We start from the raw sequence: 21,569 nt of genomic DNA on the forward strand, positions 1-21,569 counted from the left end.
CAACAGCCCTAACGCGCTTGCCGTTTTCATTACCTTCGCTCTGATCGCGCTGAACATGGCAGGGCTTTCGCCCGGTAATCCTCGCCGTTTTAACGAGGCGCAGAAGCAGACATCCGGCAGCCATCTTCAGTTGTTGCTCCGCACCCGGAGACCCTCGCCACACCTGAAGCGCAATCCGCTTCTCATCATGCCCGGCCGCCGCGCCGGGCTTTTTCACATCCATCATGGAGAACGACATGACCGAGGCATTCTTTGCCGCGATCCGTCCGCTGTTCGGCGGCAGCCTGAAACAGGCGCAGGTTGATGGCCTCAACGCCATCCTTGCCGCCACCACGACCCTGCCGCGCAGTTTCCGCGCCTATATCCTTGCGACCGCTTATCACGAGACTGCCCACACCATGCAGCCGATCCGGGAATATGGCCGGGGCAAGGGTAAGAAATACGGCGTGGTCGATCAGACCGGCAAGGCGCCCTATGGCCGGGGCTATGTCCAGCTCACCTGGCGCGAGAACTATCAGCGCGCAGATCGTGAGCTCGGTCTGGGCGGCCGGTTGGCGGCGGATTACGACCTCGCGCTTGATCCGGCGATTTCGGCGCAGATCCTTGTCGAGGGAATGCTCGACGGCTGGTTCACCGGCAAGGCGCTGCGGGATTACCTGCCCGGGGACTATATCGGGGCCCGGCGCATCGTGAACGGCACTGACCGGGCGCAGCAGATCGCGGGCTATGCCAGGGACTTTGAGGCCGCGTTGGTGGCCGGTGATGATCCTGCAGGCGCTGCGGCCGATCCTTTCGCCGCGCCCGGCTGGCTCGCTGCCTTCCTCAAATTCATTGCAACCCTGCTCAGGAGGTCGAAATGATCGCCCCGCTTTCCCGCATCCTCGCCCGCTATACCGCTTCGGCGCTCGTAACCTATGGCGCCATCGCCCCGCCGGATGCGGCATTCATGGAGCCGGAGATCACGTTGCTGATCGGTCTCGGCATCGGCGCCCTGACAGAAGGCGTCTATGCGCTGGCCGTGAGGTTCGGATGGGCGCGCTGATACTCCGCTGGCTCTGGAAGCCCGTCGCCGTGCTGCTGGCCCTGCTGGCGGTCTGGCTGCGGGGCAGGGCGAGCGCAAAGCAACAGACCGCGCTGGAAGCCGCAGAGGCCTATGTGCGCGGGCGGAAAGGAATGGACAAAGCAGATGCTGAGATTTCCGATGCTCCTCATGTGCTGCGGTCTGCTCTCAGCGTGCGTCCGCCCGACACCAAATGACAGCGCCATCTGCGATGGATCGCGGGCGGCGCGGGCTGATCATGCGGCGGCGCTGGCGGTCTCACCGGACGACCGGTCGGTGGTGAGCGGGGCCCGGCTTATCGCGCTGATCGATGCAGGTTGTCGCTGATTTTGTGATTTGCAGAATCGGCGAATGTTCCGCAAATGTTCCTGCATGTTTGCTCACCATCTGCACCTCACCTGTCGATGCGGTCACCACCGCCAAATCCTCGCTGAGGATATCCCGGAGGCATGGCAACAGGACCGGCTGAACATTCGGCCCGAGATATTCGACCGGATGCTTTGCCTCGCCTGCGGCACACGCGGGCGCCCGCAGTCGACCATCATATCGCCCGTCTGCACCGGGCCAGCCGGCGATGGCTGGCTGCTCAAAAGCCAATCTCAGGATCAGTGAGGCACCCATGATCATCCTCTACACCTCGCCGGGCTGTGGCCCGTGCGTTGCGACGAAGCGCGCGCTGGATCGGGCTGGGCCGGTCTATGAGGAGCGGGCAGGGGCTGACTGGCCGGAAGAGGTCGAGCGGCTGGCCCGGATCGCCGGGTCGCGACAGGGGCCGCTGGTGGTGGCTGGTGATAAGGTTTGGTCGGGGTTTCGGGCGGATATGCTGGCGGGGCTGACCTGATGCATCGAATCAGGAACGAGGCAGGAACATACCTTGCCAAAAACTTGCCACAGGTCAGCGCGCGTTCCTGCAGCGTTCTGCGCGGCTCACATCAGGCATGTATTGGGTTTTCTGTCATTTATCCAGTATTATCATGTGGATAAATGGTGCTGTGAGAGAGGATTGAACTCTCGACCTCTCCCTTACCAAGGGAGTGCTCTACCACTGAGCTACCACAGCGCCGTCTCGGTGAGCGGGGGAATAAACATAATCATTCCCGACCGCAAGCCCCTTTTCTTGCTCTTGTGACAGGTTCCTTCCGGCGGGCTCTGGACCGTGCCGGGGGGAGAGGCTATTTCTTTCGGGCATGGACCAGTTCGAGAAAAAGCCCCCCAGGACAGACCCGTGGACAGACCCGCGCACAAGGTGGCCGGTGCTCCGGTTGTGAGCGCGGCGGTCACGCGGGAAGGGCGTCTCAAGGCGGCGCTGAAAGCCAATATGGCAAGGCGAAAGGCGCAGGCGCGGGGGCGGGCGGAAGGTTCCGGCCCTGAGGTGGGGACACACGGCCAGAGGGGCGGAGATCTCGGTTCAGGGGAAGGCGGTTAAGGCCTGATCCCGGGATCTGGTCGCAGGAGGTCTGATCGAAGGGGATCTGGTCAAAGAGGATCAGGGCAGCAGATCTGACTGGCGGGAAGATCGCCGAGAGGGCCATGTATAGCGCGGATCTGCTGGGCCAATGCGCAAATAGGGCTGTGACCGGGCCCGAGAGTGGCGGTCATAACAAGGACAAAGGGTAAGAGGCGGGCATGGATTCGATTCTGGTTAAGGGCAACGGCGCACTCAACGGGGTGATTCCCATCGCGGGCGCCAAGAATGCCTGTCTGACACTGATGCCGGCGACGCTTTTGTCGGAAGAGCCCCTGACGCTGACCAATGCGCCGCGGCTCTCGGATATCCGCACCATGACGAGCCTGCTCGAATCACTCGGCGTTGAGGTTTCGGCGCTGCAGGATGGCAAGGTTATCACCATGTCGTCGCATGGCACGCTGAACCCGACGGCGGATTACGATATTGTCCGCAAAATGCGGGCGTCCAATCTGGTCCTTGGCCCGCTGCTGGCGCGGCTGGGTCATGCGGTTGTGTCGCTGCCCGGGGGCTGTGCGATCGGCGCGCGGCCGATGGATATTCATATCGATGCGCTCTCGGCGCTTGGGGCCGAGATCGATCTGCGGGACGGCTATCTCCATGCGAAGACGCAGGGTGGGCTGAAAGGCGCGGTGCATGAGATGCGTTTCGCCTCTGTCGGGGCGACCGAGAATTTCGTGATGGCGGCGACGCTCGCGAAGGGCACCTCTGTCCTGAAAAACGCCGCGCGCGAGCCGGAAATCGTTGATCTTGTTCAGTGTCTGCGCCGCATGGGCGCCGAGATCGAGGGCGAGGGCACCTCGACCATCACCATCCAGGGCGTGACCAGCCTGCGCGGCGCCACCCATCCGGTGGTGACCGACCGGATTGAGCTTGGCACCTATATGCTCGCGCCCGCGATCTGTGGCGGTGAGGTGGAATGCCTGGGCGGGCGGATCGACCTGCTGGCGGCGTTCTGTGAGAAACTCGACGCGGCGGGGATTTCCGTCACCGAGACCGAAAAAGGTCTGAAGGTCGCGCGCAAGAATGGCCGCGTGAAGGCGGTTGATGTGGTGACCGAGCCTTTCCCGGGTTTCCCGACCGATCTCCAGGCGCAGATGATGGCGCTTTTGTGCACCGCCGAGGGCACGAGCGTGCTGGAAGAGAAGATCTTCGAGAATCGCTTCATGCATGCGCCGGAACTGATGCGGATGGGCGCCAGAATCGAGGTTCACGGCGGTCATGCCACCGTGCATGGCGTCGAGAAACTGCGCGGCGCGCCGGTGATGGCGACCGATCTGCGCGCGAGCGTGTCGCTTATTCTTGCCGGGCTCGCGGCCGAGGGGGAGACGGTGGTGAGCCGGGTCTATCACCTGGATCGCGGCTATGAGCGGGTCGAGGAGAAGCTTCTCGCCTGTGGAGCGCATATCGAACGGATCAGTGGCGTCTGAGGGGGCGGATATGGCAGATGCACGTTTCGAGGATGGCGAAGAGGCACCGCTGAAGCTGGTGGCGCTGGAGCCAGAGGATCTGACGGTGATCGCCAGCCTGATCCAGGATGCGGTTCTGCCGGCCAGTGAGATGAAATATGATCGCAAGCGCCGCCGTTTCGCGGCGCTTGTCAATCGCTTCCGCTGGGAAGACAGCGATTTTGCCGAACGTTCCGGCCGTGCCTATGAACGGGTGCGCAGCCTGTTGACGGTTGAAGATGTGCTGGATGTACGCAGCCAGGGCATCAGCCCGGGCGACGCCGATCAGGTGCTGTCGGTTCTGGATCTGGCTTATGCGCCGGGCGAGGATGGCACCGGGGCGCTGACGCTGATCCTCGCCGGAGACGGGCTGATCGAGCTGCGGCTGGAAGCCCTGGAAGTGGTGCTGACCGATGTGACAAAGCCCTATCTCGCGCCATCGGGGAAGAAGCCGGAACACCGGGACTGACCGCAGGCCCTTGCCGGGCTTGCTGTCAAAGGGGCTGCCGCAGTTTCAGCCGGGCGGGCAGGAGGTCAGCCAGAGCTGATCCCAGGGTTCATCCCCCGGGCTGGTGAAAATGGCATAGCGCAGCTGGCGCCCGAGATCGGTGAAGAGGAGGCTCGGCGGAGCCTTGTGGCCCTCGATGGGGAAGGCGCCGATCTGGTTGCCCTCGACCGAATAGACCAGACCCTCCCAGACGCGGCAGGCCTCAAGCTGTTCGTCAGAAGGCGCATCTTCGGGCCCGGGGGGCGGGCAGCCGTCATAAATCACACCGGTATCGCGGCTGGTGCCCATATTGGTGCGGATCTCGCCCCAGAGCATGCGCCCGTCCCGGGTTTCAATGTCGAAAATCGCAAGCACCATGCCGCTTTGTTCCCAGCTTTGCAGCGGTCGGAAGCTGAGGCGGAAGCCGGTTGCCTTGTCGGTATAGACGGATTGGGTCACCGGGCAGGCGACGTCCGCAAGTGCGGGCGCCACAAGTGATGTCAGCGCGAGGGCGAGGCCCGTGCGGCCGAGGAGGGGGCGGATCACTCCAGCACCACCAGCGCGTGGCGCTTCTTGCCGGCGGTGAGTTTCACCGGATCGGCCAGCTCGCCCGCGCCAAGGCGCAGGCCCGCATCAAGGATGATCTCGTCATTCATCTTCGCGCCGCCCTCGGCGATCAGCCGTTTGGCATCTTTGCCCGAACCCGAAAGCCCGGCGCGGACCAGAAGCTGGACGATGCCGATCCCATCGGCCACTTCCGCCGCGGTCAGCGCCACGGTCGGCAGGTCATCACCGATACCGCCCTTTTCAAACACCTCGCGCGCGGTTGCCTCCGCCGCCTTCGCCGCCTCTTCGCCATGCAAAAGCGCGGTTGCGAGATTGGCGAGGATGATCTTCGCCTCGTTGATCTCGGACCCTTGCAGCGCGCCCAGCCGGTCGCATTCTGCAACCGGCAGTTCGGTGAAGATCTTCAGGAACCGCGCCACATCGGCATCGGTCGTATTGCGCCAGAACTGCCAGAACTCATAAGCCGAGAGCATCTGGTCATTCAGCCAGACCGCGCCATTCGCGGATTTGCCCATCTTGCGCCCGTCAGACGTGGTCAGAAGCGGCGTGGTCAGCCCGTAGATCTCTTTCTCCGCGACGCGGCGCGCAAGGTCGATCCCGTTGACGATATTGCCCCACTGGTCTGATCCACCCATCTGCAACAGGCAGCCATAGCGGCGGTTGATCTCAACAAAATCATAGGCTTGCAGAATCATATAGTTGAATTCGAGGAAAGACAGGCTCTGTTCCCGATCCAGCCGCGATTTGACGCTTTCAAAAGACAGCATCCGGTTGACCGAGAAATGCCGCCCGATATCGCGCAGGAAATCGAGGTAATTCAGATGATCCAGCCATTCGGCATTATTGAGCATGATGGCCCCATTCGGCGCATCCGAGTAATCGAGATATTTCGCGAAAACGCGGCCCATACCGGCGATATTCTCGTCGATCTTTTCCGGGGTCAGCAGCGGACGCTCTTCGGACCGGAACGAGGGGTCGCCCACCTTGGTCGTGCCGCCGCCCATCAGCGTGATCGGTTTATGGCCGGTTTTTTGCAGCCAGCGCAGCACCATGATGTTCATCAGATGGCCGACATGCAGGCTTGCCGCCGTCGCGTCATAGCCGATATAGGCGGGCACCACCCCCTTGATCAGGGCCTCGTCCAGCGCCTGATAATCGGTGCAATCGGCCACAAAGCCGCGCTCGAACATCACACGCAGGAATTCTGATTTCGGATGGTAGGTCATGGGTCGCGCTCCGCGCTTTCGCTTGCATATAGTCAGGCGGGTATAGCCGGGCGGGGGGTAAAGGAAAAGATGGGCAGCATGGCGGAAAGAGATCCCTGGAAAAGTGCCGTCCAAAAAGGGGAGAGCGGCCCGGCGGTCTGGGCCCTTGGCACCATGTCGGGAACTTCGCTTGACGGTGTCGATGCGGCGATGGTGCTGACCAACGGCCATGAGGTGCTGGAATTCGGCCCCTCGGCCTTTCGCCCCTATACGGCGGCCGAGCAGGCGATCCTGCGTGCAGCCCTCGGGCGCTGGCCCGGCGAGCCTGGCGTGGCCGAAGCCACCGAGATTGTCGAAACCGCTCATGCCGAGGTGATGGCGCGCTTTGACGGCGTGCAGATCGCGGGCTTCCACGGCCAGACCCTGGCGCATGATCCAGGGGGGCGCGGCACGCATCAGGCGGGGAATGGCCAGCTGCTGGCCGATACGCTCGGGCTGCCGGTGTTGTGGGATTTCCGTACCGCAGATGTGCAGATGGGCGGGCAGGGCGCGCCGCTGGCGCCGTTCTATCATTTCGCGCTGGCGCGCCGGATCGGCGCGACGGGGCCAGTGGCGTTCCTGAACCTGGGCGGCGTTGGCAACCTGACCTGGGTGGACCCCACGCTGCCACATCCGCAATCCGATGGCGCGCTGCTGGCTTTTGACACTGGCCCTGCCAATGCGCCGGTCAATGACCTGATGCAGGCCCGACTTGGCAAAAGCCATGACGAGAATGGCGCGGTGGCGGCAAAGGGACGGGTGAAAAAGCCCGTGCTGGATCAGTTCCTCGCCCATCCGTATTTTCTGAAAATGCCGCCAAAATCGCTGGATCGCGATGCGTTCGCGGGGCTGGTCGCTGCGGTCAGAAAGCTCGACACGGCGGCAGCGGCGGCCACACTCACTGCAGCGGCGGTCTCGGCGGTGGTGGAAGGCGCTAAACATTTCCCGCGCCCGGTGTCGCGGCTGCTTGTGACCGGCGGCGGGCGGCATAATCCGGTGATGATGAAGGGCCTCGCAAAGCGGCTTGGCTGCCCGGTCGATCCGGTCGAGGCGGTGGGGCTGGACGGGGATATGCTCGAAGCCCAGGCCTTCGCCTTCCTCGCGGTGCGGGTGGCGAAGGGGCTGCCGACCTCATGCCGGACAACCACCGGCGTTGCGGCCAATATCGGCGGCGGCACCCTGTCGCGGCCAGCCCTGTCAGACTGAGCGGCGGCAGACCCCGGCCCGTTTCAGCACTGCCGCACCTTATGAATCCTGTATTTCACAGTAAGTTTTGCGTGCCAGGAGTTTAATTCCTGCGCTAAAATTTTATGTGTTGCCAGAACTGTCGCGACGGGGGTTGCGACCCGGAAATATGCGTCCCGAAGGGCGTTGCTCGGAATGGATGACTGGCTTGGCAACCTTTGAATTTTACGCGACCGGCGATCAGATCGGCACCTATGGCGCCGCGAGTGGCCAGGGCAATGGGATGGGGATGGTCGTCACCCTGACCAATGTCCATGCGATCGGAAGTGCCACCGATATTTACCGGATCGTTGTCAGCCAGGCCAACAGCAACGACACCACTTTGCATAATGGCCAATGGGTGTCGATCTATACCTGGTCGGAAAGCAATCCCTCCGGCACATTGGTCTACAGCCAGCTGAACCCGCAGGACGATATGTTCCAGGGCCGGGCTTCGGGGGAAAATTACCAGATCTTCAGCTACAGCTCGAACCTGGTGATCGACCTGCGCGGCGTCGCGAGCGGCACGACCACCTATGGCGCCGAACAGAACGAGGCGCTGAATGCGCAGCTGCCCTTCAGCGGGTTTGCGAAATCTCCGCAGGATCTGTTTCCGCCAACGCCTTGTTTCCTTGCCGGAACCAGGATCCTGACAAAGCGTGGCCCGGTTGCAGTAGAACAGCTGCGGCCCGGCGACCGGGTCTGGACGCGCGGCCATGGGATGCAGAAGATCCGATGGATCGGATCGGCGCCTGCGGCCGGTATCGCCCATCTCGCACCGGTGCGTTTTGACACCAGTGTCCTTGGCAATGACCGTCCGGTCTTTTTGTCGCAACAGCATCGCGTGCTGATCAGCGGCTGGCAGGCGCAGCTGAATTTCGGCGCGGAGGAGGTTCTCGTCGCAGCGTTGCATCTGGTGGATGGCGAGCGGGTCCGGATCGAGAGCCGGCCGCAGGTCGAATACTGGCATATCGCCTTCGCGCAGCATGAGATCATCTGTGCCGAAGGCATGCTGGCCGAGAGCCTCTTCCCGGGCCCGATGGCGCTTGCCTCGGTTTCACCTGCCGCGCGGGAGGAATTGCTGGCACTGTTCCCGGACTATTTCGGCGAGAGCGCGCGGGCGACGCCGCAGACAACGCGTCTCTGTCTGAACCGGCGCGAGGCGCAGGTGCTGCATCTGAACTGAACTGCGATCAGGCCCGAAGGGCAGTCTGCTCTGAACAGGGGTCGGATCCGGGGCTCAGACGCGGCTCAGCCTGTGGTGAAAACCGGGCTGTGATCGCCTGCCGCATAGCGGCGCAGCACCGCCGGGTAGAGACGGTGTTCCTCGCGCAGCACCCGTGCGGCAAGGGTTTCGGCAGTGTCTCCCGCCAGGACCGGCACCCGTGCCTGACCAAGCAATGGCCCGTCATCCAGCACCGCCGTCACCTCATGCACCGTGCAGCCCGCCTCCTGATCGCCCGCGTCAAGCGCGCGCTGATGGGTGTGCAGCCCGGGATATTTCGGCAGGAGGGACGGGTGGATGTTCAGCATCCGGCCCTGGAACCGCGCGACAAAGCCCGGCGTCAGCACGCGCATGAACCCGGCAAGGCAAAGGATATCCGGCTGTGACGCCTCGATATGGGCGATCAGTTCGGCCTCGAAAGCCGCGCGGTCGGTTTTGAACGGGCGGTGATCGACGGCGGCCGTGGCAATGCCGGCCGCGCGCGCTTTTTCCAGCCCCGAGGCCGCGGGGTCATTCGACGCCACCAGCACCGCGCGGGCCGGATGGTCGCCGGTCATCGACCTGACCAGCGCCATCATATTCGAGCCACCCCCGAAATCAGGATGGCGACGCGTTTCACAGCAGGCGCCCTTTGTAGATCACGCCTTCGCCCGAGGCATCCTGCGCTACGATCCGGCCCATGCGCACCGGCGCTTCGCCGGCGGCTTTCAGGCTGGCCTCGATGGCATCCGCCTGGTCCGGGTCAACCACCAGCATCATGCCGATGCCGCAGTTGAAAGTCTTCAGAAGCTCCGGCTCCGACATGCCGGCGGTCTCGGCCAGCCAGCGGAAGACCGCCGGCAGATCCCAGGCACCAAGGTCGATCTCGCAGGCCAGCCCTTCGGGCAGCACGCGGGGGGATTCTCGGTGATGCCGCCGCCGGTGATATGCGCAAGGCCATGGACCCCGCCCAGTTTCGCCGCCGCCAGCGCCTGTCTGACATAAAGCCGGGTCGGCTGAAGCAGCGCCTCGCCCAGCGTCGATTGTGCCCAGGGGCAGGGGTCTGACCAGCCAAGGCCGGAGATTTCGACCACTTTGCGCACGAAACTATAGCCGTTGGAATGGACACCGCTGGACGTCAGGCCGATCAGGATATCGCCCTCGGCAACGCCTGCGGGCAGGTGGGTGCCGCGCTCCATCGCGCCGACCGCGAAACCGGCGAGGTCGAAATCACCCTTGTGATACATTCCCGGCATCTCGGCGGTCTCGCCGCCGATCAGCGCACAGCCCGATTCCGCGCAGCCCTTCGCGATCCCCTCGATGATCCGGGTCGCCTCATCGACATCGAGCTTGCCGGTGGCGAAATAGTCAAGGAAGAACAGGGGCTCCGCGCCCTGGCAGACGAGGTCATTGACGCACATCGCCACCAGATCGACGCCGATCGTATCGACATTACCGGTATCGATCGCGATCCGCAGCTTGGTGCCAACCCCATCGGTCGCCGCCACCAGGATCGGATCCTTATAGCCGGCATCTTTGAGGTCAAAAAGCGCGCCAAAACCGCCGAGCCCCCCATCACGCCCTTGCGCGACGTGGCTTTCGCAGAGGGTTTGATCCGGTCGACCAGCCGGTTTCCGGCGTCGATATCGACGCCCGCGCCCGCATAGGTCAGCCCTTGTTTCCCGGCATTCTCGCTCGTGGTCATTCGCCCGTCTCCCGGCCCGCTGGTCGCCCGTTCAATATCTGGCCCGCTTAGCCCAAAGCCTTGCAAAGCGCAACGCGCCCCGGGAGGCAAGACAAAGGTAGCGGATTTCGAATCCTTGACCCCCGGCCATCATCTGCTTAGGCAGGTTCCACTTTCCGGGAGGCGGATTGCACAGGGGATGCCCCCGTGGCCATCCGCTCCTGCCGGGCCTGTAGCTCAATGGTCAGAGCAGGGCGCTCATAACGCCTTGGTTGGGGGTTCGAGTCCCTCCGGGCCTACCAATCTAACCCATTGGTGTCAAAGAAAACCCTTGTATTGCTGGGGTTTTCCCCATTACGTGACCCCAAAATTGACCCCAAAACGAGAGCGGGATCATGGCGGGCCGGTCAAAGTATCTCTACTTCAAGCGCAAGCGCTACAGTGCCAGAATCGCGGTCCCTAAGCCTTTGCAAGGGATCATGGGTAAGACTGAGCTGACGAAGGCACTGGGCGCAGATCGGCGCGAGGCAGAGAAACGCCTTCCCGGCGTGGTCGCGTCTATGTTGCGCGATCTTGAGCTGGCAGAGCGCAAGCTGAAAGGCGAGAATCTGCATGGGGCCGATGATCTGTTGCGGCTGGCTAACTTCTGGACAAATGCGGGCTAACTTCTGGACGAAAAAGTTCGCCGATAGGATCCCTTTGCGGCGCGCTACCATCTGCACAGGTGATTTTGGTTGGCGTTGACGAGAACAGTCTGTACGCCCTTGAAAAATGGCGCGGAGGCTTCGAACTTAGGTTGAGAACACGTCATACGAGGTATTACCAATGATCCTTCTCAAGTCATCCCACCCCGACTGCCGTTACAGGTCATACCCTTTTGCTCTCAAAGATGCCCCGTTGGCGCCTAGCCAGGTATCCAAACTTCCAACGGTGGTGTGCTCCTCAAACGCCAAGTCCCTTTGCAGTGTCCATCTAATGCCGCAATTAAAGGGCTAGCACGGACTTCTTCGACGGATGAGACTGCCGTCAGGATCTGACCCCCGCAGCAATTCCCACGTGGATCCTGACAGCTAAACCAGCCCGCCGATCAGGGTCGCCCATATAGCGGCCCCGCCGAGGATCGACGGGACCAGCCACCAGCAGGGCGTCACGGGAATGTCGCAGGATCAGGATAAGTGTCGCCGAACCATTCCCCGCCCGGTGCATGCGCGGCGGTGAACATCGCAAAGTCGATGGCATCAAGCTCCGCGTAGGTTCGCCCAGAGACCGTCATGTCTTCAATATAGACCCGCTCAATGATGCCCGACACGCCCGGAAGGTTGAATGCGCCGTATCCAGGGACAGTTCCAACACTAAAATACGGGGAGTTTGTCAGGCCCACATTGGCGGGCTTCTCTAAACCATTGCCGTTCCATCCCTGCCGACCGATGTTCCGAATACGCGGGGCGTCGGTGTCCCAAAGCGCATTGAATGTGCCTTGGCCCGGAAATCTCTGCCCCAAGGTGTACGCGCTGCCACTGCCAGAAAGGTCGAACAGGGTGCTGCCACTTGGAGAAGACACCCGGGAATAGATGCCCAAAGGCATTGGGGCATTCTGAGAGCCTTGTACGCCACGACGAAGCGACCGCATCCAGATGCTGGCAAAGAAAGCGTGGTCACTGTTATCGAACAGGTAATTCTTAAGGAAAGCGGCCTCGATGCCCAACCCACTAGGCGTGGTAAGACCCGAGGTATGGCTCCACAGACCATAAATTCCGCCCTTGGAAGTCCGCTGTTTCAATGCCGGGACGCTGTTCGCAGGATTGGTGTTAAAGATGGTGGGACGTGCGACAGATGGGGATACACCGAGGATACCACCGGAGATATCTGCGGCGATGTTGCTGAGTGCAGCACCAGCAACCACCCCTCTAGCATCGCCGCCATCAGAGTGGGTCGGATCCCAGAGCAGCAGGCTCCCTTTCGACATGATCGGATCGGCGTAAATCTTCGGGCCGGTGAACGAAGTGATCCCCGGAATGATAAGGCGCTTGCCCATGGTTCAGCTCCAGTAAGAGAGGGAAACGCCTGCCAGATAGAAGCAGACGGCGATGACGTATTGCCCAGCATCGTTGTGGTGGACCCCATCAGAACGAAGGGAAGGCGGGATAGAGCCGACCGCGATGGCGGCGAGGTCGTCGCTGGTAGGCGTTAGCCCTGCGACCTGAAAAGCCCAAAGCGACGAAAGCATTGCCCGAATGTTCACAAAGCGCGGGCCGAACTCTTTCAGATATCGCGCTTCCATCTCGGCGTTTGTGGCGGCGTTGACGCCTGTCCGGGTCCAGACGAGGAAGCGACCGGCCCGACCCTGACTGGTCCAGTTGATCATGGCCCAGTTCATCCGGATCAGGTCTTCAAGATCCGAATAGCCACCATTCTGACCGATGCCGATGATGGGGAAACCATCCCGATAAGCGTCATAGGCAGCGGTTTTCACCCTACAGGGTGAAGGCATCATGACCGCAGCGCCGGCTGCGGCCCGCGTAAAGCGATAAACGACCGAGGTGTCTTCGAGAACATGGCGGGACAGGGTGCCGCGAATGCCACATATCTCCACCGGGTTTACCCCAAGGCTCCCCTGCACGAGAGGCGCAACAGAGAGACCGTCCTGATAGGTCAGTGTGATGTCCACTGGCGCTGTATCTGCCGGGATGTTGTTTCCCGGAAATCCTGCAAGAAAGCTGAGCGCCGATGTACGGGCGGTAATGGTGCGCGCGGTCTCGCCACCGATACCCATTGGATCATGGGGGATGCCGGTAAGGTTGGACAGGACATCGCGCCAACGATTACCAGCAGTTCCGCCAGCGCCAGCGCTCAGGCTGTCCCCAATGGGTAGCAGACGATCAGGCGGACGATCCCAAAGGTTTGCGACAGGCATGCGCTCCTGGAACCACGACAACAGCCGCAGCATGACCCGGTCTGTCAGATGCCCGGCCTCATCCAGTTCGAGATCCGAGCTGTTGCCGTCCTCATCGGTGATCGCGAACGAGACGGTTGCCTGTTCTGGCAGATCGGCTGCCGTCACCCCGCCAAGCGAAGCCGGTGGCAGGAAGGGAGCGACACCCCCCGCGATATTCTCAAGGGCGCGCGGCGTGAAATGCCCCTCAGGGTCAAGCTCGACATCGGATGCATTGCCGTCTTCGTCAGTGATGGCGAAGGAAATCTCCGCAGCCGGTGCAATCGCGCCGAACCGCGCATCGCCGATCTGGCTCTGCAATTGCTCCATGTCTGACCGTTGCGCCTTGTCAGAAAGCGCCGGCACGCTGGGCGTCGTCGCGATCAGCGTGGCAACCCCGCCTGCATCGTGCCGGTAGATGTAGAGCGCGACATCCGGATCGGCCGAGGTCAGGTTAAAGGTCTGATCCACCTCAGTGGCGGCGAGGCCCTCGACCGTGGTCGGGTAGATCTTGGTCTGATCGCGCTCGAGGTTACGGAGGTCCTCCATACCGTCTGCAACAGGACCAGTTGCCACCAGTTGAGTGGCGAAATCATTGAAAGCCTGACGCCCGGTCCCATCGGGGCCGTTGACCAGCAGCTCTGCCGAGATACTGACGCGCGCGATGTTTTCAGAGCTGATGCCGCCTGCCATGCCTGTCTCCTGTGGGATCAGTCATGGCTTTACGCGCGCGCGCGATGATGTTGGTCCGGACATCTGTCCGGGCGCTGCCCCGGCCACTATTCAATTGCTTACAAGGCGGTGTAGGGTTTGAGATTTAGAGGACGGAGGTTTTATGAATTTTGTTTCCTTGGTCATCGGAGGAACACCTCCGACATCCCCGACGTGGCTCTCTGCTGTTTTACCAGGAATCACCGTTGCGCTAGGAGCAGGCATAACGCTGTTCCTGCTGAACTGGCTCAGAGAGTGGCTCACAGCGCATTGGAAGCGCAAAACCGATGCCGGAGTACTCGCCTTTTCACTCGTGACTGAATTCGACCGCCTCGTCGGTGACTGCACAGAGGTGATCAATGATCCTTTGCAAGTTAATGGACAAGGCTGGCGCGCGACAGTGAACTCTCCCAGGATGACTTTTCCCGAAAGCTGGGACTGGCGATGCTTTCCGTCGAAGCTTCAGTACAGAATCCGGTCCATCCCGAACCAGATCGCGCTAGCGGACGGCTACGTGCATGACCTGTATTTCTACGGCGAAGGCCCTCCAGAATATGAAGACGCCTTTGATGAGCGCATTCTACGCTATGCAGCAATCGGTATTGAGGCAGTTTTGATCAACGAAACCCTCGCTAAGGAATATGGTGTGCCCTTGCTGGACCGAGGTGACTGGGATCCTGTGGAAAAATTCAACAGAGAGATTCAGAAAATTAGGGTCAAGCACAAGGTAGCAGAAGCAAAGGCAAAGGCGGCTCGTCGGAGGAAGCCGACCAACGCGCGCGCTAAGGTTGCTTCAGACAACCATGACGCTGAACGGCCCTGAAACCGGCCCCGGCACACCCTCGGAGGTCTGCGGCTCGAGCCAGACAAAATGCTCGCCTTGCGAGAGACAGGCGGCTGTCTCGAGATAGGCGACGACACCGGTGATCGAGCCGTCAAAATCCGCAGACGCGAGGAACTCGATGCGGGTGTTTCCGGTGACCGCCTGGATGCGGTCGAGATGCTCGCCATTCCCTGACGCCGCCTGCCCCGGACGGGTGCTGCCGCCGCTGAGGCGGGGCGTGACCGTCCCGGCCGTGCGCCCCGTCACAGTGAAGGCGAGGCGATACCATTTGCCCGTGATGGTTTCGAAGCTCTGCCCGATCACATCGGCCGTGCCGGGTGTGTGTGTGGCGAGACCGCCTGAAACTTCCCATCCCGCTTCGGCATCCCATGCGGCCGGGTTTGTCATCAGGCCGCCAGTGACCAGATTAGATCGCGTGGTGTCTCCCAGCGGGATCGACATCGCCTGCAGAGGCGTCGAGCTGTGCGCCGCGCCAACCGCATCTGTCTCACGATAGAGCAGATCCCAGTCTGCCCGATAAATCTGGATCCGGGTTGTCAGGGCATCGTCGCCGGTGGAAAGCTGGATCAGAGCGCCGCCGAGCAGCGGCGTGATGGAAATCGCCTCCTGATCCAGCGCCGCCGGCAGATCGATGCTGCCACCGACCAGCAGGGTCAGCTCTGTCGTTCGGGGACCAGCGATTCCATTGGCTGAAATTGCCCGCGCGCGGATCTGGACGGTTTCACCGGAGCTATACTCCTCGATGCTGCCGCCGCCATTCGCGGCTGGAATGCTGACAGTCGTCCAGATGCCCGACGTGCCGTCGCGGTGATCGACTTCGAAACTGGCGGTGCTGACCGGCCCGCTGCCCGCCACGAGGGAGTAGAAGATGAACCCCGCCTCATCCGTTTCCGCCACGCCGAAACTGACGCCGGAAAACCGGGGCGCGGGCGGCTGCATGGTATTCTCGCCGATCTCGGCGCCGACCCGGCCGGACCAGGGCGGGATCTCGGCCGCGTCCGTCAGCTCGTCGATGATGTCGGCGGCGGCAACCGCCCGGATGATCGCACATTGATCGGTGGTCGCTTCGATATTGGTGACCACGAGGTCAAAGCTGTCCTGCCCCATTATGCCGAAATGCACGATGTCATCCGCCGCCGGCACCGGCCCCGTGCCAGTCATCGTCAGCAGCACCGTTTCCCCGGGAACCGTCCGGACAGGGCGCACAACCGACTGGCCAATGGTGTCAGGTGCCATATGCGGGGGGCGGCTCTCATAGACCCGAAAGCGCAGGGCGTAGCTCGCCCCCTCGGCCATGGTCATGAGATTGTCGATTTCGACCAGCTGGCCCTGAACCAAACGGACGCGGGCAACCTGCTGGGTCTGGCGCAGAACATAATGGTTCAGCGCCACCTTGTCGCCTCGTGTCGCGACCCGCAGAAGGCCATCCTGTGTGACCTCGATCACGTCGGGGCGGTGCTCAGCCTCATGAAAGCGACGGGTCGCCTCGCGCCAGACGATGGCCGCATTGGTCAGGCCGGGCAGCGACAGCTCCTCGGTCAGGGTGATGTCACCCTCATAGCCCGGACGGCGCACGATCCGCCTCGCCTCGCGGAAATCGTTCTCCTCGTCGTTGAAGGGCACGATCCAGGCATGGGGCTTTTCAGTATAGGTGCGGCGCAGGTTGAAATCCCAGCTGTTGCGCGGGCTGATATGATCGACGATCAGACCCTCGGGCCGGTCGATGACCACGCCCCATTTGCGACCGTCATGGCGCGGTGACGCCCGGCCGGCGGCGGCGATCTCGGCCCGCGCCTCGCGCAAGGTCATGCCCGCCTGGTCCAGAACCCGGTTGTAATGCAGCTGCCTCGTCCGACAAAATTCGTGCCAGTCGGCCAGCAGCTCCAGATCGATCTGATCATCGCGCTGGCGGCGGGGATTGAAGGGTGCCTGAAGGGCGAAGCGGAAAAGGCTTGCGGGGTTCGAGGTCGGGCGTTCGATCCAGGTGCCGGTTCCCTGGTCCCAGTCGAGGCACCGCCGCGCCACAAGGGCGCTGAAATTGTCCAAAGCGCCAGACAGCTGATGTGTGGCTTTGACCCGCATCGCGACCAGCGCCAGCGGATGCGGGTAGTCAATCGGATATTCCGGCCGAAACGTCTGCAACGCGGCCCAGACCGTGCGCATCTGGACTTTGTCGTCATCGCTTTCCACGCTGAGCATGGTGCAGCGGATCTCCCAGCGACCGCGCGTCGGAAATGACCAGGAATGCTGACGGTAAAAGGCCTGCGTCGTTCGGGCCGAGACCGCCAACTCTGTAATGAACTGCCATTCATCAGATCCAGCGAGCCGTTGTTCGATCCGGACATAGACGGTGATATATCGCCGCTCGCCGTCGTCATCGAAGCGCGCGAGACCAGCGGGAAAGGCAAGGATGACATTGGCCGAGGCAGCGTCCGCGCCCGTTGTCCGGATCACCGGCTGATCCTCGTCAGGCAGGTCACCTATGACATCGACGGTAACCCATTCCCATTCGTCCCGGCTGAGCCGTCTCTTGTAGGTCCGCTGGCCGACCTTTCCCCTGATGACATTGCCCTGATCATCCCGCTGCAATGGCTTGATCAGATCAACGCCGATCTGCTCTTCCAGCACCTGCTGCGGATAGAGGGTGACCGACTCGTCATCTGCCAGACCCTCACGCACCTCGATTTCGACCTCGTCGTAATCGGCGAGACTGGTTTCGCCGATCCGGAAATCTGACAGAGACAGCGGGCCTTCGCCGAACGCGAAAAGCGCACGGACATACTGACGATCCCCGACGATCTCGGTGTAAGATCTGGCCGCGAAGGGCGGCGCATATCGGGTCTGACCCAGCACGACCGGCACCGCACCGTCAGGATCCAGCCGATTGCGCCAGCCCGACAAGGCGTAGTTAGGCTTCGTTTCCTCGGGCTTGACCGGTGGAATCAGCGCATTGATCAGCAACGACCCGAGCAGACTGACGCCCATACCCACCAAGGCGGATGTCACCGCGTAACCAACCTCGCCAGCCACAAAACCCATAGCACCCGCCGCCCAGGCACCAATGGCGACAGCCGCGACAGCCACGACAATCGACAGGACCGCGCGCAAGGCATTTTTACCGGGGACCAGTCGGATCACGACCCGAACCCCCTCGCGCGGCCTGACGCTTTGCCAGCGTTCCGGCAGCACAACAGCGGATCCCCGCGCGCTGACCAGTACCACCCGGGCGCGCGCCCTCATGGCGGGTTCAAGACCCGGCAATGCCGCCGCGACAATATCACCGACCGTCATCCCGACCGGCAGTGTCATCTCGATACGGGCGCTGCCTGGATCAATGGCAGGCGCCGCAAGGACGGGGATGCGGGCCAGGTCACAAGTCATCGCGAAGCCTCGGAAACGATGTGAACAGGCCGTTCAACGGCCTTTGAAGCATGCCGAAAGATCCCGGTCAGACGGTGAGACCAGCGCCCGGACCTGTAATCGGCCAGTTTGGCGCAATCCTCGCCCTCCATATGGATCATGAGGCCATCCCGGACGACGACACCCAGATGCGAGGTCAGACGCCCGCGCCGGATCACCGCGATATCGAAGGCCTGCGCCGGGCCGGAAACCGGCGCCCAGAGCGGCGAAACCTCAGCGCCGCCGATCAGCGCCGCGATCTCGCCCTGCTCCTCGGCCGAGGCATAGTCACCGAGGTAATCCGGCAGCGAGATGCCCAGTTCCTCGCGGTAAATCAGCCAGGCAAGACCCCAGCAATCGCAACCGCCGCGCGCACGGCCGAGATCCTCGAAGGGGATGCCGATGAAGCGATCTGACCAGTTCATAGCTTACTGCATCCCGAGCGCGGTCATGTAGACCTCGAGCATGGCTTCGGCTTCCTGGCGCTCATTCGCATCCTGCTTGCGCAACGATACGATTTTGCGGAGCGCCTTGGTGTCAAAGCCCCGGCCCTTGGCCTCGGCGTAGACCTCTTTCAGCTGCTCGGCGATATCCTTCTTCTCTGCCTCATATTGCTCGATCCGCTCGATCAGTTGGCGCAGCTCGTCGGCGGTGATGTTGAAAGCATCGTTCATGGAAGCCCCCATGCTGGTTATGAATGCAGGCCCGGAATTGGACGCCAAAGCGCCCCCCGCTGAACAGTTGACCGGATCTGAGCTGAAGACAAAGGCCGCACGAGCATACTGATCATCACCAACGATTTCGGTGTAGGACATGTGCTTCTCCTCATGAATGCAGGCCCGGAAACCGCAGTTTCGTGAGCCGCCCGGGCGGAAACGGCTCGAGGTCGGTATTCTCGCGCGACAGCGAGAGGACGATCTCGCCGGCATTGATGTCGGCCGAGATGACCTGAAGGCCGATATGCTCCTCCTCAATCAGGTCCGGCGACGAGGCGAGCACGATGGCAATGTCGATATCGGGCGGGGTCGTGACCGAAAGCACCAGCTCGACCATCGCACTGTCGAGGTTTTCCAGCACGATCTGGGCAGTGGCCGGCGCATCATCTGCGTCCCCGGGCAGCACGGCCGAGGCGATGATCCACAAGAACGGCTCCGTCACCGGATTGGCGCCACCCCAGCTGGACCGGGTGCCGTAGATCTCGGGATCGACCTGCAAGCGCTCGGTGTTGTCGGTTGAGAGCAGGATCGGCGCGGCCAGCTCCGGATGGCTGATCCGGAAGAGCGCCACCTCGATCTCACCGGTTGCCGGCGCATCCTGCGCCATGCGGGCATTCAGGCTGAGCCGTCTCATGGCAGCACCACGATGGAAAAGGATTTGCGGAATTCGATCCCGACCACGGTCTCGACCGGCAGCTGATCCCCCCAGGCGCAAAGCCAGCGGCCCGCCATCAGGATCGGAACACCGGCGCTGGTCAGCAGAGGCGCCCCACCCGAAGTCAGCAGAGACCAGCCTTCGGTGGTCGGATCCGGCATCCAGAAGCGCAAAGCACCCTGGGCGCAGGCATCTTCGAAGAAATTGTCAAAGACCGCGCGCTGATTGCGATCCAGCAACACCGAGAGCGTGACCAGCTTCGGCACACCGGAAAACCGGCGCCGATAGCGCGGCGGCCCCATATCGGCCTGCGTCTTGCGTCGGGCCTCCTGGGATTGCCGCTGCCAGCTGTCCCGTTCGGGGCGCGGCAAGGATGAGGGCCAGACCGCGATCATCCGCGCCTCGTGGCTGGCTGGCGCAATCCATAGCCCTGCTGGAGCGCACGGGCGCCGCGACCGCCCGGAGTGGTGATGCCCTCGGCCGTCGCATCCGAGAAGATGAAACGCTGCTGGCGCTGACCGCGCGCGTCGGTGGTTTCCTCGGTTTCGACCCGGACACCGTTCGAACTGCGATCCTCGAAGGTCTGGTTGATCTGAACGACGGCCGGCGCATTGCTGTTCGCCGCCATGACCGGCGCGCGCGATGTCAGGATTTCACGGGTCTGCGCCGCGTTGAAGATCCGGGATGCGCCGGTCGCCTCCAGCTCCGGACCATTTTCGCCGACAATGCGCCAGCCGCCACGGTGATCACCGCCAGAGGCAAAGCCGGGCAGACCGATGGCACTGGCGATCCCGCCGGCCAGGGTTCCGAGGAAGCCCATGAACCCACCCTGCGCACCGCCCGAGGTGAAACCGTTCACGCCGCTGACGAGCGCGTTGCCAAAGGCGTCCATGCCGGTGCCGAGCGTCCCAAGATTGGCGGTTGCCTGCGTGGCCGTGGTGCCAAATTTCGCCAGAGAGGCTTCGGCCGCCCCGAGCCGGCCATTCCAGTTATGTGCTCCGGTCGGATTGGCAGCGGTCCAGCCCTGCGGGCGTTCGAAACCAGCAAATGCCGCAGTCGCCTGCTGAACATTGGTCGAGGCCATGAGCTTTTTCATGGCCGCGCTCTCAGAGGTCTGAAGCTCCTTCCAGACATACTCGAGCTGGGCGTTCACATTGCCGAGGCCAGCCTTGCCGCCGGTCGCCGCCAGCAGGCCATCAGCGCGGTCCTTATGGTGTTGGAACAAGCCGAAGGATGTATACTGTCCGTTGATCTTGTCGCCCTGCGCAAGCGGATTTCTCCTTTTCACGGTTGGGGGGAATGACGGGCGGCGTGTCACCCGAAAAGCTGGGGAGCGGAGACTTTTCGGCCTCCTCGAGCCAGTCGATTTCCCAGGCGGGCAGTACCTTATCGGCGGCATCGAGACCGTCGCGGTCGATCATCCAGTCGCGGAAGCGGCGGAAGAGCGAGGCGGTTTGTGCGGCGGCGCCGAATTCAGCGGTGAAAACCACACCCGCCTCACCGGCGAATTGCGCGTTCTTCAGGCCGGGGACGCCAGGCGCTGCGCCACCGAGGAAACCGAGGTGTTTCGGATACCAGGTGCCCGCGACCGGATTGTGCGCCTGATCCGGGCTGAAGAAGGCCATGGAGACCTTCTTGAACCGACCGGCTTTGACCAGCCCGGCGAATTCCGGTTCGATCTCGCCAATGGTGGCGAAGAGGCGCTCTTCCTGGCTGTCATAATCGAAGGACTCGATCCAGCCATAGGCCGGCGCGTCCGTGGCAGGGTGCCCGATGACGACAGGCGCCGGCGCCGTGGCTGGATCATAGCTGTCGGCCACCGCCTTCAGGTCAGCGGCGGAATAGGTGATCGCGGCGCCGGCCATCGGTTTGAAGGTGCCGGGGCGGAATACCTCGATACGGGCTGTCAGGGGTTTGGTCATGGATATC

23 protein-coding genes, 2 tRNA genes and 2 pseudogenes are annotated in these 21,569 nt (G+C 62.5%); 12 read left to right on the forward strand and 15 right to left on the reverse strand.

Translation table 11 applies throughout. The features are described from left to right. Positions 1-236: 236 nt before the first annotated feature. Genes QNO18_RS09555 through QNO18_RS09565 form a run of 3 tightly spaced genes read left to right on the forward strand, consistent with a single transcriptional unit; the run spans position 237 to position 1,257 of the window. Entirely contained in the window at positions 237-860 is a 624-nt protein-coding gene (locus tag QNO18_RS09555; protein ID WP_283177478.1) for a hypothetical protein, read from the forward strand. Beyond that, complete coding sequence (locus QNO18_RS09560) at positions 857-1,042, forward strand: hypothetical protein (protein ID WP_283177479.1); 186 nt, start codon at positions 857-859, stop codon at positions 1,040-1,042. Before QNO18_RS09555 ends, QNO18_RS09560 begins: the two co-directional genes overlap by 4 nt. Continuing rightward, positions 1,030-1,257, forward strand: a complete 228-nt coding sequence (locus tag QNO18_RS09565) for a hypothetical protein (protein ID WP_283177480.1) — start codon at positions 1,030-1,032, stop codon at positions 1,255-1,257. Before QNO18_RS09560 ends, QNO18_RS09565 begins: the two co-directional genes overlap by 13 nt. 61 nt (positions 1,258-1,318) lie before the next feature. On the opposite strand, the gene QNO18_RS09570 is transcribed toward QNO18_RS09565, so the two are convergent. Then, positions 1,319-1,687: a hypothetical protein gene (locus tag QNO18_RS09570; RefSeq protein WP_283177481.1), complete on the reverse strand. Its 369-nt coding sequence runs from the start codon at positions 1,685-1,687 to the stop codon at positions 1,319-1,321. Between QNO18_RS09570 and QNO18_RS09575 the strand changes: the two genes are divergently transcribed. Continuing rightward, on the forward strand, positions 1,680-1,901 hold the full coding sequence (locus QNO18_RS09575) for a glutaredoxin family protein (RefSeq protein ID WP_283177482.1): 222 nt from the start codon (positions 1,680-1,682) through the stop codon (positions 1,899-1,901). The two genes, QNO18_RS09570 and QNO18_RS09575, sit on opposite strands and share 8 nt — an antisense overlap. Positions 1,902-2,045: 144 nt before the next feature. Here QNO18_RS09575 and QNO18_RS09580 read toward each other — a convergent pair. After that, positions 2,046-2,120 (reverse strand) — tRNA-Thr (locus tag QNO18_RS09580). Between the two features lie 186 nt (positions 2,121-2,306). On the opposite strand from QNO18_RS09580, the gene QNO18_RS09585 reads away from it, so the two are divergent. From QNO18_RS09585 to QNO18_RS09595, 3 genes are all read left to right on the forward strand, one after another. Continuing rightward, positions 2,307-2,486, forward strand: coding sequence for a hypothetical protein (locus QNO18_RS09585; protein ID WP_283178773.1), 180 nt, complete (start codon positions 2,307-2,309; stop codon positions 2,484-2,486). A gap of 200 nt (positions 2,487-2,686) precedes the next feature. Further along, on the forward strand, positions 2,687-3,955 hold the full coding sequence (gene murA / locus QNO18_RS09590; RefSeq protein WP_283177483.1) for a UDP-N-acetylglucosamine 1-carboxyvinyltransferase: 1,269 nt from the start codon (positions 2,687-2,689) through the stop codon (positions 3,953-3,955). A gap of 10 nt (positions 3,956-3,965) precedes the next feature. Next, positions 3,966-4,442 carry a DUF2948 family protein gene (locus QNO18_RS09595; RefSeq protein WP_283177484.1) on the forward strand — a complete coding sequence of 159 codons (477 nt, stop codon included), beginning with the start codon at positions 3,966-3,968 and terminating at the stop codon, positions 4,440-4,442. 45 nt (positions 4,443-4,487) lie between these two features. Here the strand turns inward: QNO18_RS09595 and QNO18_RS09600 are convergent, their stop codons facing one another. Together QNO18_RS09600 and tyrS are read right to left on the reverse strand one after the other, a co-directional pair. Next, positions 4,488-5,006 (reverse strand): hypothetical protein, encoded by a 519-nt coding sequence (locus QNO18_RS09600; protein ID WP_283177485.1) that lies wholly within the window; start codon positions 5,004-5,006, stop codon positions 4,488-4,490. Next, entirely contained in the window at positions 5,003-6,253 is a 1,251-nt protein-coding gene (gene tyrS / locus QNO18_RS09605) for a tyrosine--tRNA ligase (RefSeq protein WP_283177486.1), read from the reverse strand. Before tyrS ends, QNO18_RS09600 begins: the two co-directional genes overlap by 4 nt. A gap of 78 nt (positions 6,254-6,331) precedes the next feature. Between tyrS and QNO18_RS09610 the strand changes: the two genes are divergently transcribed. Continuing rightward, complete coding sequence (locus tag QNO18_RS09610) at positions 6,332-7,477, forward strand: anhydro-N-acetylmuramic acid kinase (protein ID WP_283177487.1); 1,146 nt, start codon at positions 6,332-6,334, stop codon at positions 7,475-7,477. Positions 7,478-7,664: 187 nt separating this feature from the next. Then, a complete protein-coding gene (locus QNO18_RS09615; protein WP_283177488.1) occupies positions 7,665-8,681 on the forward strand; it encodes a Hint domain-containing protein in 1,017 nt (338 codons plus the stop codon). 65 nt (positions 8,682-8,746) lie between these two features. Here QNO18_RS09615 and purN read toward each other — a convergent pair. Further along, positions 8,747-9,339, reverse strand: a pseudogene (gene purN / locus QNO18_RS09620) (phosphoribosylglycinamide formyltransferase). Next, positions 9,336-10,404 (reverse strand): annotated as a pseudogene (purM, locus tag QNO18_RS09625) (phosphoribosylformylglycinamidine cyclo-ligase). The pseudogenes purN and purM overlap by 4 nt, the downstream one beginning before the upstream one ends. 205 nt (positions 10,405-10,609) lie before the next feature. Between purM and QNO18_RS09630 the strand changes: the two are divergent. Together QNO18_RS09630 and QNO18_RS09635 are read left to right on the forward strand one after the other, a co-directional pair. After that, a tRNA-Ile gene (locus tag QNO18_RS09630) sits at positions 10,610-10,685 on the forward strand. Between the two features lie 93 nt (positions 10,686-10,778). Further along, positions 10,779-11,048, forward strand: a complete 270-nt coding sequence (locus QNO18_RS09635) for a DUF6538 domain-containing protein (RefSeq protein ID WP_283177489.1) — start codon at positions 10,779-10,781, stop codon at positions 11,046-11,048. Between the two features lie 482 nt (positions 11,049-11,530). On the opposite strand, the gene QNO18_RS09640 is transcribed toward QNO18_RS09635, so the two are convergent. Continuing rightward, positions 11,531-12,418 (reverse strand): hypothetical protein, encoded by an 888-nt coding sequence (locus QNO18_RS09640; RefSeq protein ID WP_283177490.1) that lies wholly within the window; start codon positions 12,416-12,418, stop codon positions 11,531-11,533. A 3-nt stretch (positions 12,419-12,421) separates the two neighbouring features. Beyond that, complete coding sequence (locus tag QNO18_RS09645) at positions 12,422-14,008, reverse strand: hypothetical protein (protein WP_283177491.1); 1,587 nt, start codon at positions 14,006-14,008, stop codon at positions 12,422-12,424. 142 nt (positions 14,009-14,150) lie between these two features. On the opposite strand from QNO18_RS09645, the gene QNO18_RS09650 reads away from it, so the two are divergent. Beyond that, positions 14,151-14,849, forward strand: a complete 699-nt coding sequence (locus QNO18_RS09650; protein ID WP_283177492.1) for a hypothetical protein — start codon at positions 14,151-14,153, stop codon at positions 14,847-14,849. On the opposite strand, the gene QNO18_RS09655 is transcribed toward QNO18_RS09650, so the two are convergent. The 7 genes from QNO18_RS09655 to QNO18_RS09685 all read right to left on the reverse strand — a co-directional run bounded on the left by QNO18_RS09655 (position 14,820) and on the right by QNO18_RS09685 (position 21,505). After that, a complete protein-coding gene (locus QNO18_RS09655; protein ID WP_283177493.1) occupies positions 14,820-18,251 on the reverse strand; it encodes a phage tail protein in 3,432 nt (1,143 codons plus the stop codon). The two genes, QNO18_RS09650 and QNO18_RS09655, sit on opposite strands and share 30 nt — an antisense overlap. Next, positions 18,248-18,694, reverse strand: a complete 447-nt coding sequence (locus QNO18_RS09660; RefSeq protein WP_283177494.1) for an NlpC/P60 family protein — start codon at positions 18,692-18,694, stop codon at positions 18,248-18,250. The genes QNO18_RS09655 and QNO18_RS09660 overlap by 4 nt, the downstream gene beginning before the upstream one ends. A 3-nt stretch (positions 18,695-18,697) precedes the next feature. After that, the gene (locus tag QNO18_RS09665) at positions 18,698-18,943 is read right to left on the reverse strand and encodes a DUF2312 domain-containing protein (RefSeq protein WP_283178774.1); all 246 of its coding nucleotides are present in this window, start codon (positions 18,941-18,943) and stop codon (positions 18,698-18,700) included. 151 nt (positions 18,944-19,094) lie between these two features. Then, complete coding sequence (locus tag QNO18_RS09670; protein WP_283177495.1) at positions 19,095-19,619, reverse strand: hypothetical protein; 525 nt, start codon at positions 19,617-19,619, stop codon at positions 19,095-19,097. Then, entirely contained in the window at positions 19,616-20,035 is a 420-nt protein-coding gene (locus QNO18_RS09675) for a hypothetical protein (RefSeq protein WP_283177496.1), read from the reverse strand. Before QNO18_RS09675 ends, QNO18_RS09670 begins: the two co-directional genes overlap by 4 nt. Next, positions 20,032-20,958, reverse strand: a complete 927-nt coding sequence (locus QNO18_RS09680) for a phage tail tip lysozyme (RefSeq protein ID WP_283177497.1) — start codon at positions 20,956-20,958, stop codon at positions 20,032-20,034. The genes QNO18_RS09675 and QNO18_RS09680 overlap by 4 nt, the downstream gene beginning before the upstream one ends. After that, positions 20,849-21,505, reverse strand: coding sequence for a hypothetical protein (locus tag QNO18_RS09685; protein ID WP_283177498.1), 657 nt, complete (start codon positions 21,503-21,505; stop codon positions 20,849-20,851). The genes QNO18_RS09680 and QNO18_RS09685 overlap by 110 nt, the downstream gene beginning before the upstream one ends. Positions 21,506-21,569: the final 64 nt, after the last annotated feature.

Source organism: Gemmobacter sp. 24YEA27 (assembly GCF_030052995.1).
Lineage (GTDB): Bacteria > Pseudomonadota > Alphaproteobacteria > Rhodobacterales > Rhodobacteraceae > Pseudogemmobacter.